Raw genomic sequence first — 20,390 nt, forward strand, 5'->3', positions numbered from 1 at the left:
ATTGATTATATTTTTTTATTTCTATCTTCAAAAATTATCCTTTGGGCCAACTTTTAAGTTTATGTCCCCATATTGCAAAAAATAATATGATGGAATAACATGGAATTAAAATCCAATAACTATTTGTTGATGCCGATGCTATAGCTTCCGATTTACTTATTCCAGAAATTATAAGTTCATGTGCGTTCGCATCTACTAATCTACCATATAAAGGAGGGATGATAGCTCCTCCTGAAATCGCCATGATTAATAACGCAGAGGCCGTTTTTGTAAACTTACCCAAACCATCTAATGTTAAAGGCCAAACAGCTGGCCAAACCAAAGCGTTAGAAATACCTAAAAATGCTACAAATAGCACAGATGTAAACCCAGATGTTAATAAAATACAGATGCTAAAAAGGATTCCTAAAACAGCACTAATTTTGAGTGCCATACCTTGTTTTAAATATTTTGGAATTAAAATAACGCCCAAGGCGTAAGTAGCCACCATTGCTAAAAGAGTAAAGGTGGTAAAGAATTTGGCATCTGCTGCTGAGAAGCCTAAAGATATACCATATGCTATAATGGTATCTCCAGCTATCACTTCTACACCCACATATACAAATAATGTTAACACTCCTAACCATAAATTAGGAAACTGAAAAATACTCGTCTTTGTGGTTTCTCCTTCTTTTAATTCTTTAGCTTCCGTAGCTTCTACGTTAGGCAATGGTGCTTTTCTTATTAATAGACCTAAAAAAAATAGTACAATAGCCATAATTAAATAAGGCATAAAAACACTATCAGCCATCGTATCTAAAAGGACTGTCTTTTCTTGAATAGATACGCTTCCTAATTTCTCTTTTACTTCATCGATTCCAGACAGCAGTAAAGCTCCAAAAATTAGAGAACCTAAAGCTCCTGCTGTCTTGTTGGCTATACCCATAATGGCAATACGTTTCGCGCCACTTTCTATAGGTCCTAAAATAGTGATATAAGGATTTGCTGCCGTTTGTAACAAGGTCATACCTATACCTTGAATAAAAATACCAGTTAAAAACAGCCAATAGGTTCTTGCTTCGGCAGCAGGTATGAATACGAGAGCACCAATAGCCATGATAATTAAACCTAATGACATGCCTTTTTTATATCCAATTTTGTTTAGAATATAAGACGCAGGCAATGCCATCACAACAAATGAAATGTAAGATGCTGTGGCAACAAAATACGATTGGGCATCGGTAAGCTCATTAATCGTTTTCATAAATGGAATCAAGGCACCATTGATCCAAGTGACAAAACCAAAAATAAAAAATAAACTCGCTATAATTATAATGGGAACTAAAGTCTTGTTTGATTGTGTATTCGTCTGTTTCATAAATATATAGTTACTCTTATATCATTAATTTATTTTATAAACATAGCTAAAAGTTATCTGTATTAAACTAATACATGTCATCATTATTACACCATTTTGTTTCCCATTCTTTTATTAATTCTCTTTCCTTTAATTCGTCAAAAGGTGTATTATTTAAGACGGATTCTCTTAAGGCTTCTAAAAACATGTTCCATCTAGGCCAATAAAATTCTTTATACATGCCTTTCCATGATCTTGATGCGTAATCATTTAAATGACCTTCACCACCCCACATAGTGATTAGCATTTTAGCATTTTTTAAATAAATCTTAGATGTTTCGGAAGAATTCCCATAATTCCAGGCAGAGGTTAACCAATAGTTAAGATTATTTAAAGGTTGCCCTGAAAGCATGTCATCTATTTTAAAAGCATTTTTCTGAATTTCAGATAATAAAAAATCTCCTTTTTCAATCTCCTTTTCATCATAAGCTTTAACACATTCCATTAACAAATCATCGATAGTTAATGAGTAATACTGTCTTGACGCCTCCAGTAAATCGTAATGGAAAAGACTATTTTTATCAAAGTTTTTTGATTGGCTAGTCAAAATATCCAATGCTTGTTTTAGCTTTTCCTTATCACCTAGATTGCCATTAAACGCTGTGATTGTTAAGGTAGGTCGTTTAAAAAACAAATACGCACCTGCTCTACTCTCCCACCAACGTGTTTCCCAATATTTAGTGCTATATACCGATTCTAATAATAATTGCCATGCCTTAAAAACTGGCTCAGGTGTTTTACCATATCTAGCATTAAGATACGTTTTTAACCAATTTCTTACTGGTTCTTGGCCTTTTGCCCATGGAAGATCATAAATATATTCGTAAACAACCGAGTTGTTATTTAACCCTTCTGGCATGACGCCGTAGCCAACCAAATTGCCCTTATTGGCGCGATTTAATATACTTTTAAGTTCATTATTATAAAAACCCAAATCGCCATAAACAGGGTTAGACCCTCCATAATTATGCACATAACCATAAGTCCATTGTTTACCATAAAAAGCTTCTTGGTTTTCCCATACCTTATACCGATCGTTGGCATAATCTTGAATAATAAGTCTGTCGTCTGGCACTTTGTCTAAAAAAGCCATAGTAGCTTCTTTTGTCCAAAATTCCTTATCATGACCAAAGAGCCAACCTTGCATTACCCATGTTGATCCAGGCGCCGCTTCATCTATAGTTTCATAAATAATCTTTCCATAATCCGATAATTCTTCGTTTTTGTGTTCCTTTGATACTGGGGGTTCAATTTCATTAAAAGAATCAGCCAGATAAAAATCTGACTTACCATATAAATCGGAATACAATTCAATAAAACGTTTACCAATTTCTTTAAACAAAGGATCTTTTGGATCCAATAAATAGGTGCTTGCAAAACCTCCCCCAGACCAAGCACTTAATTCACTTATTTTAGAATTAGAATGTTGTTCTGCAAATGCTTTTGGTACATAACCACTAAACGCCGGCACCACAGGATGCATACCTAACATTCTCATTTTTTGCAATATTTTTTTCTGAATATCTGACTTTTTATTAATCCATTCTTGAGGTAGCGGACCTGCATGGCTATTTATATTACCCATTCTTTGCCATGGCAAAAAAGCTGGTCCTGCAAAATGTTCTTGCAACTGACTGTCGGAAAGGCCATATTCTCTCCATAATTGTTGCCAAACTATTTCTTGTCCCTCAAGCGCTGTTGGCAAATTAATACCATGCAGTGCCATCCAATCTATTTCCTGAGACCATCTATCCCAATCCCACCAAGGGGTCGTATAACCAAAGACACAAGCATTTAAATATTCTCGAAATTTAAAGGGTGTGTTTCCTGTTTTGGAATATATTGGCCAAGTTTCCGGCAAATTTACTCTGTTACCTTCCCAACTCACCGACGCAGCTCCAATATCCTTTAGAAAATGATAGGCAGCATAACAAATAGTTGTATTAGACGTACCTTGTATAATTACACTATTTGCTGTCGATTTAATTTTAAACCAGTCTGCGTCGTCTGACTGATTGTTTTTAACAATTTTTAGCTCAAATTCACTGGCACGATCACCAATAAGGTTTTCTAGGACTACGAATGCACTTTTTGTTTCTTCTGAATTTTTACATGACGTGTTAAAGCATAACGAAAACAACGCGATAAAAATTCGAAAAGGAATTTTAAGTGAACTAAACATATTGTGATTTAAGGAGTTTTTTCTCATTGCGATAAAATTTAATATGGGGGCTTTAAAAACATTAATCACTTTTAAGCTGCTTGAAAATTTAAAAAAAAGGGAGAATAAATTATTGAATAATAAATCATCTCCCTCCTAAACTAACCAAACTAAACAACTACTATTACATAAAAGACAAGTTATTTATTTATTTCAACAGGTATAAATTTGTAAAAAAAACGTTGTCTTTTATCTCCTTAAGAGGATAACTAAGCCTTCTTAAGTATTTTTTCTTAACTTATGATAAAGTTAAATCTATTGATCTGCTTTGAAATGGACACATTAATCAAAAACATAGACAAATTGGGTTTTACCTATTATTTTACTATTTGAAGCTATTTTTTGAAGAATAATATGATAAAAGCAATTTTGAAACGCTTTAATTACAAGTTTTTGGAAGGTTTCATGCGAGATAATTGTTCTAAAAAAAACCAAACAATGCTTTTTAATATTGCTTGATTTTATTTTTTTAAATTTCGTTAAGATAATGAACATAAAATCTTGTACCCGTCGATAATCAGTTCAAAACTATTCTTTAATCCCAGAAGAAGTCATTATAATTGGCTTTATCGTGCCATCTGTATTATATTCTAATTTATCAATACATACCGACCTGCTATAGCTACCTCCATCCGTCTGTATTGCACCATTATGATAAATAAAATAGGTCTTTCCTTTAAAATCAAGTATGGCTTGATGATTCGTATTACTATTACCTGCAATTTCATTTAGAATACCTTTATAAACATACGGTCCATCTATAGTATCTGCCATGGCATAAGCTATTTTTTCAGGAAAACCTGTAGCGTAGGACAAGTAATACTTGTTATTATGTTTGTGAACCCATGGTGCTTCAGTAAATTCAAAACCATCAAAATTTATTTGTTTTATGTCGCCATCAATTTCAATCATATTTTCTTTTAACTTGGCGTAATAACATTGTCCATTCCCCCAAAATATCCATGACTGTCCATCATCATCCGTAAAAACAGCTGGGTCTATACACGCCCATGCATGCGATGACGCAAAGCAATCCTTATTTGTTAATAAAGGCTTTCCTAAAGCATCTTTAAAAGGTCCTTCTGGCTTTTCGGATACTGCCACACCAATTCCTGTCGAATTACTACTGATATACCAAAAGTATTTTCCGTTTTTTTCAATCACATGCCCTGCATAAGCTGCACCACTTGTTGCCCAAGAAAAATCAGTGATTTTTAGAGGTATTGGATGCTCTGTCCAGTTTTGCAAGTCTGTTGTAGAAAACACGCACCAATCTTTCATTTTGTAACCGGTTTGTCCACCTGCAAAATCATGGCCAGTATATAACCATAGAGTTTCATCTACAACAAACGCAGCGGGATCTGCTGTATATTTATGCTTAATAATGGGATTACCTTCTGGCTTAAACAAATATTCACCGTTGGCGTTCGTTAATAAACTTGCAGGAACACCATCCCATTTTTTATTTAATCTTTTAGCCTCGTATTTTGTTATACTTATAACACTTCCATGTCTTGGGAAGAAATTTTTAGTAAACGATTCTGTTTCTGAAGTGAAATTGTACAAATCTTTAGTACACTGAAATTCGTAACGGCCATTAGAATACAAATCATACATTAAAATATAGTCGTCTGAATCATTCAATTTAAAAACAGAAGAGCCCTCTACGTTCGTTGATGTATTGGCGTAAACATCAATATAGTCGAAACTTTCAATCCATGGCCCTTGTAACGAATTACTTGTAGCTTGCTTGATACCATTTTTTATTTCCTTACCGTCTTTATCTTTTGTATTTCCTTTATAAAACAAATGATATGTACCATCTTTAAAAATAATATCGCTATCTATAGCACCATCTTTAGCTCGATACATGAGTGTTGGCGCTTTTTCGAAACCACTAAAATCTTTATTAGCATAAGCACTGTAAAAATCTAAATTTAGGTCATCATGAAATCGAACCGTAAAATAAACAAGATACTTTTTAACTTTAGGATCGTAAATGGTTTGTGGCGCCCAAACCCATTTGACGTTTTTAAATTTTTTAGGATATTGCTTTTCTAAATTTATAATTGAAGACTCCCAATCTAAAAGATTGTTTGATTTTAACATGACAATACCTGGATTCGTATCCCAACCACTTTTAACAGTATTCATATCTGTAGCCACCATATAAAAGTGCTTACCATCTTCCGTCCTTAAAATATGTGGATCGCGAACACCGCCAGTGCTTGAAATCTCGCTGGATTTCAAGATGGGTTGGTTTTTATTTAATGCTTTCCAATTTACAGCGTCATCGCTTACAGCCAATCGCAACTGTTCTTGCATGTCGCCTAGACCTTTCCCCTCAAAATAAGCAAATAAATAGCCTTCAAAATTTGTGTTTTGAGCATTTAGTGTGATTATATTTAAAACTGATAGTATGACTATCTTTAATATGATTTTTTTCATGTTTTTTGGGCTATTCTTGTCGATTTACAACTAAAGAACCCTAGCGCAGTAAGTATCAAAAGTTTACTAAACAGATTATTTCGTAGATTCATTCAATTTTAATTTATAGATTTTATTCCTGATACTGTTGGTACTACGGGCTTGATGCTTCCATCTGGATTAAACTCTAATTTATCAATACAAACTTCGCGATTAAATCCTGCAGCATCTCCCATGGTGATGCCTTTAGGGCGATTAAACCTATGATATACGATATGCCAATTATCGGTACCTGGCGTTTGTATCACACTATTGTGTCCTGTACTATAAATACCGTCTTCTGGTCTTTTCGTTAAAATTAAATTATCCTTAGGAATGGTTAAAGGGCCGGTAGGTGACTTGGCAGTGGCATACCGAACACAGTAATTAGGACTCCTAGTATCGTCTTGAGACCATAAAAAGTAATAGATTCCTTTTCTGTAAAACACCTCTGTACCTTCTCTAAATGTGCTATCTGGCGTTAATACCTTCATGCTGTTTTCTTTTATAGAAACCATATCTTTATTTAATTCAGCACAGCCTATATACATATTTCCCCAATATAAATAATGCTTTCCAGAAACAGGATCTGCAAAAACATCTGGATCTATTTGTTGGCCATCTGTCACCCCTTTAGGCTTATCTACTATTAAGGCTTTTCCAGAATCCACAAAAGGTCCTTCTGGATTATCTGAAACCGCTACCCCAATATTTTGAGCAGCCGTGAAATAATAAAAGTATTTATAAACACCATCTATTTTTGTTTCTATCGCTGCTGGTGCCCAAGCATTTCTATTTGCCCAACTTACGTCTTTTAACAAATCTAGTATAACACCTTCATCTGTCCAATGTACCAAATCTGGTGAAGAAAAGGTTTTAAAATAGGTGCCAGACCAATTTGTAAATCCGTCGCTGGTTGGGTAGATATAATATTTGTTATTTTTATGTGAATAGATAATTTCTGGATCGGCATAAAAACCGTCTAAAACAGGGTTATTATCCTCATGCACAGAAACGGCATACGTTTTTTGTTTTCCTGCTGATTCTATGACATAGTCAACATTCCCTTTAGAAAAATCTTGTGCGCCGTTGGTTAACATATTAGCCCATGGAACAGTTTGAATTTTCAAATCTAAATGAGCTAAATCTGTTCCTAATTTTACAGGTATGTACATCGTACCTGCTTCATCATTAATATCAACATTATATTTTCTGATAGCTTCGGAATCAAAGCTTACAAAATTACTTTTATCTATAGCTCCCCATTTTTCTAACAACGCTTTCTTTTCTGATGCCGTAATAGGAATTATGGTGCCGTGACGTGGATGAAAATTCATTGAAATGGCATCATCAACCACCGAGAAATTGATTAAATCTGTACTTTTTGTAAACTGATACGTTCCTGAGGTGTACATATCATACATTAAAATATAGGCATCAGAATCTATCAATTTAAAAATACTAGAGCCTTCAACGGGTTTATCTGTGACATTCATGAAGCCATCCAACTCTTTATAACCACTTGTTAATTCATCTGAAACAGCTTGCATAATACCCTTTTTCGATTCGTCTTCATTCTTAAAGAACAGGTGATATTTTCCATCTTTTAAAATAATATCGCCATCGATACACGCTGCATTGCTAGGACTAACATACAATTGTTCTGGTGTGGTTTCTAAATCGGTAAAATCATCATTGGCGTAAGCATAATATATTTTGTCTTTATCATCACCATGTTTCATAGACCAATACACCATATATTTTTTGGCTTCTGCATCGTAAATGGTTTGTGGTGCCCAAACGCGCAACAAATCTTCATTCCCTTCAGGAAATCTTTTTTGAATGTTGACAACACTGGATGTCCAATTAATTAAATCGGTTGATTTCAATAAGACCATAGCTCTGTTAGAGTCCCATCCATTGGCAGAAACCATATCGGTTACAACCATATAAAACGTCTTTCCATCATCGCTTCTTAAAATATGAGGATCGCGAACCCCTCCTGTAGAACTTATGTCTTCTGAATTTATAACCGCTTTATTATTATTAAGGGCATAATAATTATACCCATCGTCACTCAATGCATATCTTACAGCTTCTTCTCCCGGACCGTTACCAGTAAAATAAACAAACAAATACGACTCAAAAGCTTCTGATTTCTCTTGAGGTTTGCAGGACATAAAACCTATGGTTATTAAACAATAAAATAATATCGCAAACCTATTTTTAACTTGTTTTCTCATTATTTGAATTTATTAGTGCTTTAAAAAATCTTATTTTGAAGCCTCTATTTTATATAAACCTGAGGCATGAGGTGCTAAATTTTGTGTAAAATCATTTTCAAAAACACCAAGATCTTCCCCAGTCCACATATTTACAATTTTTACCTTACCCACAAATCCCAAATCTGAAAGCTTAACTTCTAAATCTAATGGTGACTCATCTGCCATATTAAATAAAGCCAGATAAGTAAGCTTATCGCTCACATTTTTTGAAGTCAAAGCGACCTTACCTTCTTCTCTAAAAAGTTCTCTAACATCTGAACTTTCTGAATGCATTTTCAACACCTCTTTATTTGTTGAAAGCGATAATGTAAAGGCATCATTACTTGGTAAATCGCCTCCAAAAAATAATGGCGATCGGAAAATTGTAAACAATGTCATTAATGTGTATTGCTCATCTTTTGTTAGGTTGGTCATTCTATCTTTTCCAACCTCACCTCTTACTGAAAGTCGTCCTAAAGGAATCATGTCGCAATCTGGCCACGTCCCTGGTTTAATATAACCGTACCAGTCTTTACTAACTTCCGACAGATGACTTATATGCCACCAACTGTCCCAAACATCATTCACCATACGCCACATATTCGCATGATTACTCACATGATTTGCTGCGCTTAAAGGCGTTTCTCCTGGCGACGTACTTAATACGATGGGGCGACCACAATGATCTATAGCATGACGAATAAGATTCACCTCATCTTCATGATAAATAGGTGCAGAAAGATCATCAATTTTAATAAAATCGACACCCCAATCGGCATACAATTCAAAAATGGAATTGTAATATTCTTGTGCTCCAGGTTTACTAGCGTCAACCGTATAATTATCTCTTAACCATTTACACTGGTTTTCTTTTGAATAAATTTGATCTGCCGTGATACCATCCGTTCCTTTTATAGGAAGTTTTTTATCTACCGCCATAGTTGGAATCCCTCGCATGATATGAATTCCAAATTTTAGTCCTTTACTATGAATATAATCAGCCAATGGTTTAAAACCTTTGCCATTTTCAGCTGAAGGAAAACGATTTACAGCAGGTAAATATCTACCATATTCATCCATAACATATATAGGATCTTTTTGATTATAACCGCCAGATTTTGTGTTTTCTACAAACCACCTAATATCTACAACGACATATTCCCAACCATATTCTTTAAGGTTCTCTGCCATGTAATCGGCATTTGCCTTCATTTCATCTTCTCTGACTGTTGGCCCATAACAATCCCAACTATTCCATCCCATAGGTGGCGTTTTAGCCCAGTTTTTAAACTCCCCTTCTTCAAAAGGTTTCTTTTCTGCTTTCTTTTCACAAGAACTTAATAGAACGACTGCTACTAATATTAATATTGCGTTAATTCTCTTCATAGAGTTTTAATTACTTATTTATAAAACTCATTATACCGCCTTTTGGCTCAACCTTTAACATATTACCCTCTGCATCAAAGTTTAAACTGTCTACTGCTATTTCTCTTAAAAGTGTATCATTATTATCTTTAATCCTGTGGTATAAAATATAATCTTGATTGCTTTCTTTAAACATGGCATGATGCCCAGGGCCTAAGGTGGTAGAATCTTTTGAGGTTGTTAAAACAGGACTATTTACACCTTCTTTCCATGGACCAAAAGGGGTTTCACCCACCGAATAACATACTTTATAAGTACTGTCGATACATTTACCTTCAGAATACATTAAATAATATTTATTGTTTCGCTTTATCATGAATGGCGCTTCAAAATAATGTGGTGGCGTAATATCTTTAACAGCACTCGCATCATAAGAAATCATGTCTTCATTTAACTGAACTGCGAAACAATGCCCATTTTTCCATTTTAAGCCAGATCCCCAATACAAATAAGATTTACCATCGTCATCTACAAAAACCTCCGCATCTATCATATGATATTCCGGGAACATATCGCCTTTAACAAGCGGACTTCCATCTGGTTTAGCATTTCCCCAAGGACCTAATGGTTTATCACTAACACCAACCCAAACTTCACTTCCTATAGATACATACATATAAAACTTCTCGTTAGGCGCTTGAATAACGCAAGGTGCCCAAACTCTACTTTCTTGAGATGTTGGTGATATACACGCCTCTTTGGTTGGCCAATTGATATGTTTACGTTCCCAATTTTTAAAATCTGATGATTCAAATACGGCTAACTCATCACCTCCCCAAGGATCTATAGTGGCATACATGTAGTATTTACCTTCGTATTTAACCAAGGTTGGATCTGCAAAATAACCATCAACTATAGGGTTGGTTATTTTTACTAATGCTGGCTTTTCTTCTTTTTTAGATTCTGCTTTTTGTTTACAACTGTATGCTACTAAAAACAAAACACATACATAAGAAATAGTTTGAAGTCTTTTGGATTGCTTAATAAATTTAATCATCATTTATTTTTTATTGAATTATTATTTGCTTTATTAAAACTTTGGATTTATTGAAAACGAATACTCATAAACCTTATCTGCATAATACATGTATGGGGCATGTGGCTTAGCTCCCCAACTGGTATCGCCACCAACACCCATCATTTTATGATCTATATGGACTTCAACAAAATCTCTGTCCTTTACATCAGCAGGCGTTCTTAACAGTTTTTCCTTTCCTGGATCAAAATCATTGGTGCTATGGTGCAGTGCATTGAACTCTATGGTTTCTCCGTTTGCCTCAATTTCGAAGCCTAAGCCTATTTGATTTTTTAAACTAAACCATCTAACATCTGTTTTATGTCCGTTTTCTTGTGGTCTGCCATAGGCGACATATTGATCTGCTACTTTAGAGCTATAGTGACCAACAAAAGCTGCAGTATTTCTATCAATATAATTTTCCCAAGGACCGCGACCGAAGTATTCAAGATTATTAAATTCTTTAGGCATTCTGAAAACCATACCAATACGTGGGATTTCAGATAAATCGGCTTTAGAAGCTTCAAATTTATAATTGACATCTATTTTGCCATTACCAAAAATAGTATACGCCATAGCAATCTCACCTTCTACCGTTGGTAGTTGTAGGATGGCATTAACAACTGATTCCGATGGTGATACTTTATTGGAACTTATACTTTTTAATGTGGCATTATTCATTACCTCTTTCCATACCCCAGCACGCTCAGGTAGTTTATTACCAAAATCGTTATCTGTTGGCCCTCTCCAAAATGTCGGTACTAAAGGATTATCTATCAACTCATAATGATTCAATTTGTACGATGAAATAGCTCCTGTTTTTTTGGATATTTGAATAGCGAAGTCCTCGCCAGTAACAGCTATGCTCTCAGGCGGTTCTTCAACCTCAATTTGATTGGAAGTTACTGGTTTAACCGCGGTCTTCTCAAAAGATGATAACGCAAACTGTTGGGAAGCTACTATATGTCCAAAAGGAATCAATTCGGTTTCTTCACCCTGCAAAGCATACATATTTAAAAAATATTCTTTTCCGTTTTTTTTATTAAAATCCTTTAAGCCTAAGTTGAATGCTTTTTCTGTTTGAGGCAAAACACCTGTTAGATTGGAAACACCTTTTTGTATGACGGAACCATTCTCCATTAATTCCCAACGAATGATATAATCTTCTAAATCTGAAAAAAAGTTTTCATTTTCGATGGTAATACTTCCTTCTGAAATTTTTAAATCTTTAAAATGAATGTTTTGATATTCCTTTTTAACTTCATACAAACCGGGGTGTGGTGTCATGTCTGGATCGACCAATCCGTTGAAACAAAAGTTCCCATCATGGTGCACTCCTTCTGGTTCAAAATGACCTCCGTAAGCCCAAAATTTAACACCTTCATCGTTATATTTTGTTAAACCTTGATCCATCCAATCCCAGATAAAGCCTCCTTGAAGTTGCTTATTACTTCTTACTAAGTCCCAATATTCTTTAAAATTCCCACTACTATTTCCCATAGCATGTGCATATTCACACCAAATAAATGGTCTTTTAGCATCTGTTCCCAACCATTTTTGAACATCTTCAATAGATTGGTACATGTTACCTAAAATATCGGTGTGCTGTTCTTTAATATCTGATAATCTCTCAGCACGCTCATAATGTATCGGTCTTTCTTTGTCCAATTCTAAAATGGCTTTATAGCCAGCTAAAAAGTTAGGCCCATCACCTGCTTCATTACCCATACTCCACACAATGATTGATGGATGGTTTTTATCCCGCTTTACCATGTTTGTAATTCGCTCGACATGTGCCGCTTTCCAAGCCGGATTGTTGGCTAATGTATTTTTAGGATCATAGCCCATACCGTGAGACTCTATATTAGCCTCATCATACAAATACAAACCATATTGATCACACAATGTATACCATAAAGGCATGTCTGGATAATGACACGTGCGAACTGCATTAATATTATACTGCTTCATCATTTTGATATCTGCCAACATATCTTCCTTATTAACTACATGTCCATAATCTTGATTATGCTCATGTCTATTAACACCTTTTAAAAGAATGGGGTTCCCGTTTACCATCAATTGTCCGTCTTTAATTTCTGTAGTTCTAAATCCGATTTTTACTGAAGTAGCTTCAATAGTTACCCCTTTATTATCTTCTAGATTGATTAATAAGGTATATAAATATGGATTTTCGGCAGACCACTTATTTACACTGGGAATGCTACCCGTGAAATTTACGGTATTTATACTAGAACCTTTAGAATTAAAAGTTGATGCATTAGACAGTATTTCTTTTCCATCAGCATCTAGAATTTGATATTGTAATTTTAAACGAGACGCTCTTTTATTGAATGTATTTTTAATTTCTGTTTCTAAACTAAATTCGCCATTTTTATAATTAGCATCCAATAATGCTTTTGCAAAAAAGTCTCTTATTTGAATTTTTGGTCTAGCAAAAAGATAAACATCACGTTGAATTCCCGATAATCTCCAAAAATCTTGATCTTCTAAATAACTACCATCTGTAAACTTTAATACTTTAACCGCTAATTTATTAATACCTTCTTTCAAATAAGGTGTGATATTAAACTCAGCAGGAAGTTTCGAGTCTTGGTTGTAACCTACTTTTTTTCCATTAACCCATAAATAATAACCAGATTTTACCGAACCTAATTGAATGTAAACATCTCTGTTCAACCAATTTTCATCTACCGTAAAATACGTTATATAAGACCCTACCGAGTTTTGTGATGCTTTTATAAAAGGTGGATTTTTATCAAACGGATACTCGATATTTGTATAATTAGGATATCCATATCCATATAATTCCCAATTCCCAGGCACTGGAATTTCATCCCATTTGCTATCATTAAAATTTACATTCTGAAAATCTGGGATGCCTTGATCTGAATGGTCGGTAAAATTGAATTTCCATTTACCGTTTAAACACTTAATGTATGCCTCATTTTCGATATTATCAAGTTTGGCTTTTTCTAATGTTGCATATGTAAAAAAGGAAGCACGAGCTTTTTCTCTGTTTTGTTGGAACATACCTGGATTTTGCCAATCATCTTGACTAAAAGTGTTTTGACAAAGGATTATCAACGTGCATAAAACAATGTTTTTCATAAATAAAATTTTGTGTTTTATTAATCAATTTTAGGAATAGAAAAGGTGAATTTAGTGAAAATAGCAAATCATAACATAGACATATTCATCAATTGTATGGATATGCGCTTGAATTGTAACAACCTGTAAAAAAACAGATCAAAATATCCCAAAATTTCTCTTATACTAAATGTAGGCTTCCCTAAAAACAGGACAATTAATAATTTGAATTTACTAACTCTAAATTCAAATTATCACAATGAAAACAGCAAATTTAATGAGAGCCAGAATATTAAGGCTCTCAAAGAATGAGAACAACAGACCCAAAGAGATGATGCCGATGCAAATCCATCCTTTAATTACTTCTTTAGTAATATTATTTCTTTTTTCCCATCTGTCAATTTTGCCCCCTCTAACTGAAAAACTGTTCTTGCTGTAATCTTGCGATTCTCGTCGTCAGCGATGCAGTAAGGACTAAGGAATATCCAGTTCTTTACAAAATTGTTTAACATGACCACAGGCATAGCTTAATTCTACTGCCTTTTGTTTAAATGATGTGATGTAATATTCTGTTTCTTTTTTTTCATGATTCAAAGTTAATTTATACAACTTTTGTCCAGTCTAATATAGTAAGTCCTCAGTAACCTATAAACAACATGAATCCTAATTATGATCACCTGAAAATTTTACAACTCTAAAATAAATCGGAGCAGATAAATATTATTTTAATTACTTTTAACTTTACAACTAATTCTAATGTAACATTTATACAGATTGAATACTAAAGCCTACATATTAATAATTAGCCTTTTCTTAAGTTTTCAGATTATTTTTTCTCAAAACAATATTGAGTTTCAGCAATTAGCTGGAGAAAATGTCTCCACTCAAAGCATTACGTATGCAATTGAACAGGATAAAGCCGGTAATTTATGGATAGCATCTGAGGAAGGGGTTTTAAAACACAACTCTAAATTCTATCAAATCTACAACACGTATAATGGGCTGCCTGAAGAATTGAACAACAGGGTATCTGAAATTTTTATTGATAGTAAACAACAGGTATGGATAGGATTGGAAAAAGGCGTTTGTAAGTACAATGAAAACTTTGATACTTTTGAAATATTCCCTTCAAAAGGAGATATAAACCCTTCTTTAATAACTTGTATTACGGAGGACGAAGCCAACAATATTTGGGTTGGAGGTTTTAACGGACTTTGGAAGGTTTCTGCAAAAGACACCACTAAAAAACTGGATAGAGTTATCACCAGCCAAAACATTCAAGCTATTTATACATACGAAAACAAAATCCTATTTGGTACTTCTAAAGGCCTTTTTGTATATGATATAGAAACAGACATATATAATGAAATCCAACTAATTTCAAAACTAAATAGCATTAGTTTTATAGGTCAAATTAACAACTATTTTATAATTGGCACCAAAGCGGGTGAATTATATAAAGTTGATAATAACCTCACAAAGAGTACTGTTTTAAATTTAGGTATAAAAATAACAAACCCCATAACGGACATCATAAAAAAAGATGACAATACCATTTATCTTGCTACAGATGGTGATGGGTTATTTCGTTTAAACAATTCATTTTCAATATTAAACCAATATAAAGAAGATGCTAACAACGAAAATTCTTTATCTAGTAATGGTGTTTATGACATTGCATCAGGCAATGAAAACATTTTATGGATAGCCACTTATGGCGGAGGCATTAACTATTTTGATTCTAACGGGTTTCCGTTTCAAAAAATACAGCATAGACTTAACGATAAAAACAGTATTGTTGCCAATTTTACAAGATCTATTGCCAAAGACACAAATGGCAATATATGGTTTGGAACGAAAAAAGGTGTTAGCATTTGGAATACCAAAACAAACCAATGGAAACATATTGATAATTTAACCAATTCAAAGATACCTTCTGAAGATATTGTATTGGCATTAGAGCCCCAAGATGAGTACATGTGGATTGGAAGCTACAACAATGGTCTCTTAAAAATGAACATTAACAATTACAATTGTGTTCATTATAATGCATCAAATACCAATCTGCCCAAAAAAGTATATACAATTTTTAGAGATAAAAACAATAATATTTGGGCTGGCGGGATGGAAGGCAATTTGGCAAAAATCAACATAAAAAATAAAGTTGAAACTTACCCAATTCAACAAATAAAATCAATTTACCAATCAAGTTCTGGTCATATTTTAACGGTTGGTCGTTACGGGGTTTATAAAATTGATGACACAACAAAAAATTTCGAACTTATTGAAGCCCTTAAACCAGACAAAAACAAATTAGCATACTCTACCATTAATTCTGTAATAGAAACTTCAAAAGGCGATTTTATTTTTGCAACCAATGGTGAAGGCGTTGTGTTCTACAACCCAAAAAGCCAAAGCATAAAAAAACTAACCATAAATTCTGGCATGCCATCTGATATTGTGCAGGGCATTATTGCTACTTCAGACACAAATATATGGGCAAGTACCACAAAAGGGTTGGTAAACATTGTAACAAAAAATACAGACACGATTATTAATGTTTTTGATAGAAAAGATGGATTGCCAAGTACTGAATACAATTATGGCAGCTACAGCAAACTAAGCGATAGTTTATATGCTTTTGGCGGTGTTAATGGCGTAACACTTTTTAATCCAAAAAATATTAAAGGCGATAGTTATAAACCAAAATTGGTTTTTGATGCCTTTAAACTTTTCAATAAAGCAGTTAAACCAGATGAGAAACCATTATTCAAACATATAAATGAAACAAAATCCATTGTTTTAAAACACAACGAAAATTCCATTGAAATTGGCTTTACAGGTGTGCTCTACAGCTCTGCCTCCAAAACTAAATATTCGTATAAATTAGAAGGTTTTAACGAACAATGGTCTGCCCCTAGCCTCAATAATTTTGCAACTTATACAAACCTAAGTCCAGGAGATTACACATTTAAAGTTAGAGCTTATAATAAATATTTAGAGCCTGGTGAGGAAAGACAATTAAGCATAAAAATACTTCCACCATGGTGGGCAACAAACAGAGCCTATGTTGTATATATATTGGCTCTACTTGGCATTATCTATGCCATTATTCATTTTACGAGCGTTATCGTAAAAAAGAAAAACGCCGATGAGCAAATCGATTTTTTCAATAATATAACCCACGAAATTAAAACACCATTAACCATTTTATTATCATCATTAGATAATGTTACTGAAAATGCAGGAACCGGTGAAGACTCTAAAAAAAGAATAAAAACCACCGTAAAACGCATCAACTCACTTTTTGAACAAATGCTTAATTTTCAAAAAGTAACTTCTGAAGACAATCTTTCCATAGACGTTTCTAAAATTGATGTTGAACATCATCTAAGAAAACGCATCAATAATTTCAGACCATTAACCCAAGAAAGAAACTTAGAAATTATTTTAAACTCTAATTTAAATGAAAGTGATTTTTATTTTGACAAAGATGTTTTCGATAAAGTTCTTTTAAACCTCATTTCAAATGCCATTAAGTATTCCTTTGAAAACGGAAAAATATATCTAAATCTATACGAAACCCCAACGAATCAATTGAAAATTGAGATTATTGATGAAGGTTTAGGAATACCAAAAGACCAACAAAAATTCATATTAAAACGCTATTTCAGGGCAAGAAATGCCATTAATAGCCAACGTCCGGGTACAGGTTTAGGACTTATGATGGTAAAAAAACTTCTTGAAAAAACAGGGAGCTCTATCGATTTTTTAAGTGAAGAAAATAAAGGGACCACATTCACTATCTTATTAAAAAACTTGAAGTCTGAATATGACAAACAATTATCTTCAAAAGAAGCAACCCTAAGCAATATGGATAATCATATTGAAGACCAATCTGAAATTGATGCTTTTAGCGATAGTAAAATTTTAATTGTAGAAGATAATGATGAGTTACGCGATATTTTAGTAAACACCTTAAGTGTCTATTTTCAAATATTTGAAGCTAGTAACGGTAAAGAAGGTTTAGAAATAGCATCTCAAATATATCCAGATCTTATATTAACCGACCTCATCATGCCTGAAATGGATGGTATGCAAATGTCTAAAATAATAAAAGACGATATTAATCTAAACCACATTCCCGTATTTATGCTTACGGTATTGCAAAACTCGGCACAAAAACTGGAAAGTATAGAAACCGGTATTGCAGAATATATTGAAAAACCCATAGACATTAAGTTTTTACTGGCTAAAATGATTAATACCCTAAAATGGCAACAAAAACTTCGTGAAAAATACATTCATGACAATGAAGCTGACAACGCCTCATTATTTAGAAATAAAAACGACCAAGAGTTTATGCAAAATCTTGAAAATACCGTTATTGAAAATATAGAGAATGAATCGTTTTCAGTACACGATTTATCAAGTAGTTTTAGTATGAGTAGAACGTCGCTTTACATGAAACTTAAAAATTTAGTCGATTTATCTCCTCAAGATTTCATCATTCACACCAAGTTAAAATACGCCAAAAAACTTCTTATAGAAGGAGAATGCAGTATTAAAGAAGTTGCTTACCGTTCTGGTTTTTCAAATCCTAAATATTTTAGCACTTCTTTCAAAAAATTCTACGATATGACGCCTAGTGGCTTTTTAGAAAGTTTAAAAAAACAATAACCATGGTATTTTTAAAACGTTACACAGCTATAAAATTTAAAGCACAGACAATTAGTTAACTATTTTAGATGCTTTTTAACCCTAGAAAAAAAATTTATTAAATAATTTAGTACAAAAACTAATAATGTACTATTTAAAATTAAAACCTGTTTTAGTAGCATCATTTATAATGATATGCTCGTGTAATTTAACCCAAAAACAACACAACTCTAGTGAGTTTAAAACTACTAGCAGTAACAAAAAAAGTCAACGCCCAAATATTATTTTAATATTGGCAGACGATTTAGGATATTCGGATATTGGCTGTTATGGAAGTGAAATTAACACCCCTAATCTAGACAATTTAGCTAATAATGGCATTAGATATACTCAATTTTATAATACCTCCAGATGTTGCCCAACAAGAGCTTCTTTGCTTACTGGTTTATATCCACATCAAACAGGTTTGGGCTGGATGACCAAAGTAGACTTACAACAACCTGGTTACATAGCCGAATTAAATAATAAAAATGTAACCATAGGCGAAGTTCTTCAAAAAGCGGGTTACTCAACATACATCTCAGGAAAATGGCATGTAAACAAAGATGACCATTGCGAGCAAGATAGTCCCAAACATAACTGGCCTTTACAGCGAGGTTTTGATGGCTTTTATGGGATTTTAAAAGGAGAATCTGATTATTTTAATCCTGTAAACCTTTACAATGGTAACACTCATATTCAACCAGAAAATAATTACTATTTTACTGATGCTGTTAATGATGCATCTGTAGGTTTTATGGAAACCCATTTTAACACAAAAAACAATCCATTTTTCCTTTATGTTGCACATATTGCACCCCATTGGCCCATCCATGCCAAACCTGAGGACATTAAAAAATATGAAGGGAAATATATGAATGGCTGGGATGAACTGCGTAAAACTTGATTTGAAAAATTAAAAACACTAGGGATCATTTCCAAAAACACTAAGCTTTCAGAGAAAGATTCCGACATCCCCGATTGGAATAGCTTAACAGAGGAGCAAAAAATTGAAATGGATAAACGCATGGCTATTTATGCGGCTCAAATAGATTGTATGGATCAAGGTTTGGGAAGAATTATTTCAACATTAAAAAAACATAAACAACTAGATAATACAGTTATTATGTTCGTTTCAGATAATGGTGGCTGTTTACAGCCCATATCTAGAATAAAAATTGAAAAATTAGAAGATTTAGGCAGTGAAAAATCATTTGAAAGCTATGGAAAACCATGGGCAAATGTTAGCAACACACCTTTTAAGAATTATAAAAAATGGGAACATGAAGGCGGCATTTCTACACCTTTAATTATTCACTGGCCCAATGGCATTAAAGAAAAGGGGAAACTAATTAAGCAAACAGGGCACGTCATCGATTTTATGCCAACCATTATAGAACTTGCTAAAGCAGAATACCCAAAAAATTTTAAGGGTAATGAAATTACACCTTTTGAAGGAGAAAGTCTTGTTTACAGTTTCAATTCTACAAAACAGCATGATAGAACGCTATTCTTCGAACATGTTGGTGCAAGAGCCATTAGAGATGGTGATTGGAAACTAGTGGCATTAAATAATGCTAATAAATTTCCGTACTACAAAAGCTGGGAGTTATACAACTTAAGTGAAGATAGGTCTGAGAGCAATGATTTAGCTTTAAAACATCCTGAGATAATTAAAAAATTAGATGATAAATGGGATGCTTGGGCAAAACGCTCCAATGTTTATCCTTTGGATGGTAGGTCGTGGGATAAAAAAATAGAAGATCCAACAGGAGTTAAACTTTCTAAATAGTA

At 33.5% G+C, this 20,390-nt stretch carries 8 protein-coding genes and 1 pseudogene; 2 read left to right on the forward strand and 7 right to left on the reverse strand.

The window, feature by feature from the left end; translation table 11 throughout:
* Positions 1 to 34: 34 nt before the first annotated feature.
* The 7 genes from ACGK9U_RS05675 to ACGK9U_RS05705 form a co-directional block, all read right to left on the reverse strand.
* Positions 35 to 1,357 (reverse strand): sugar MFS transporter, encoded by a 1,323-nt coding sequence (locus tag ACGK9U_RS05675; protein ID WP_394465398.1) that lies wholly within the window; start codon positions 1,355 to 1,357, stop codon positions 35 to 37.
* Positions 1,358 to 1,424: 67 nt separating this feature from the next.
* Positions 1,425 to 3,605 (reverse strand): alpha-N-acetylglucosaminidase, encoded by a 2,181-nt coding sequence (locus tag ACGK9U_RS05680; protein WP_394465399.1) that lies wholly within the window; start codon positions 3,603 to 3,605, stop codon positions 1,425 to 1,427.
* 540 nt (positions 3,606 to 4,145) lie between these two features.
* Positions 4,146 to 6,065, reverse strand: coding sequence for a family 43 glycosylhydrolase (locus ACGK9U_RS05685; protein WP_394465400.1), 1,920 nt, complete (start codon positions 6,063 to 6,065; stop codon positions 4,146 to 4,148).
* 98 nt (positions 6,066 to 6,163) lie between these two features.
* Positions 6,164 to 8,263, reverse strand: coding sequence for a family 43 glycosylhydrolase (locus tag ACGK9U_RS05690; RefSeq protein WP_394465401.1), 2,100 nt, complete (start codon positions 8,261 to 8,263; stop codon positions 6,164 to 6,166).
* A gap of 93 nt (positions 8,264 to 8,356) precedes the next feature.
* Positions 8,357 to 9,733, reverse strand: a complete 1,377-nt coding sequence (locus tag ACGK9U_RS05695; protein ID WP_394465402.1) for a glycoside hydrolase family 27 protein — start codon at positions 9,731 to 9,733, stop codon at positions 8,357 to 8,359.
* A gap of 10 nt (positions 9,734 to 9,743) precedes the next feature.
* Positions 9,744 to 10,772 carry a family 43 glycosylhydrolase gene (locus ACGK9U_RS05700; RefSeq protein ID WP_394465403.1) on the reverse strand — a complete coding sequence of 343 codons (1,029 nt, stop codon included), beginning with the start codon at positions 10,770 to 10,772 and terminating at the stop codon, positions 9,744 to 9,746.
* A gap of 30 nt (positions 10,773 to 10,802) precedes the next feature.
* Entirely contained in the window at positions 10,803 to 13,919 is a 3,117-nt protein-coding gene (locus ACGK9U_RS05705) for a glycoside hydrolase family 2 TIM barrel-domain containing protein (RefSeq protein WP_394465404.1), read from the reverse strand.
* Positions 13,920 to 14,672: 753 nt separating this feature from the next.
* Between ACGK9U_RS05705 and ACGK9U_RS05710 the strand changes: the two genes are divergently transcribed.
* The gene (locus ACGK9U_RS05710) at positions 14,673 to 18,578 is read left to right on the forward strand and encodes a two-component regulator propeller domain-containing protein (RefSeq protein ID WP_394465405.1); all 3,906 of its coding nucleotides are present in this window, start codon (positions 14,673 to 14,675) and stop codon (positions 18,576 to 18,578) included.
* Between the two features lie 169 nt (positions 18,579 to 18,747).
* Positions 18,748 to 20,388: pseudogene (locus tag ACGK9U_RS05715) on the forward strand (arylsulfatase).
* The last annotated feature ends 2 nt before the right edge of the window (positions 20,389 to 20,390 follow it).

The sequence above is a fragment of the Mariniflexile sp. HNIBRBA6329 genome (genome assembly GCF_043558645.1).
Taxonomy (GTDB): Bacteria; Bacteroidota; Bacteroidia; order Flavobacteriales; family Flavobacteriaceae; genus Mariniflexile.

What these genes read in the sequence shown, in the direction of transcription:
- ACGK9U_RS05675 (WP_394465398.1), bottom strand. Translation starts at nt 1,357, where the DNA reads ATGAAACAGACGAATACACAATCAAACAAGACTTTAGTTCCCATTATA.
- ACGK9U_RS05700 (WP_394465403.1), bottom strand. Translation starts at nt 10,772, where the DNA reads ATGATGATTAAATTTATTAAGCAATCCAAAAGACTTCAAACTATTTCT.
- ACGK9U_RS05705 (WP_394465404.1), bottom strand. Translation starts at nt 13,919, where the DNA reads ATGAAAAACATTGTTTTATGCACGTTGATAATCCTTTGTCAAAACACT.
- ACGK9U_RS05685 (WP_394465400.1), bottom strand. Translation starts at nt 6,065, where the DNA reads ATGAAAAAAATCATATTAAAGATAGTCATACTATCAGTTTTAAATATA.
- ACGK9U_RS05695 (WP_394465402.1), bottom strand. Translation starts at nt 9,733, where the DNA reads ATGAAGAGAATTAACGCAATATTAATATTAGTAGCAGTCGTTCTATTA.
- ACGK9U_RS05690 (WP_394465401.1), bottom strand. Translation starts at nt 8,263, where the DNA reads ATGTCCTGCAAACCTCAAGAGAAATCAGAAGCTTTTGAGTCGTATTTG.
- ACGK9U_RS05680 (WP_394465399.1), bottom strand. Translation starts at nt 3,605, where the DNA reads ATGAGAAAAAACTCCTTAAATCACAATATGTTTAGTTCACTTAAAATT.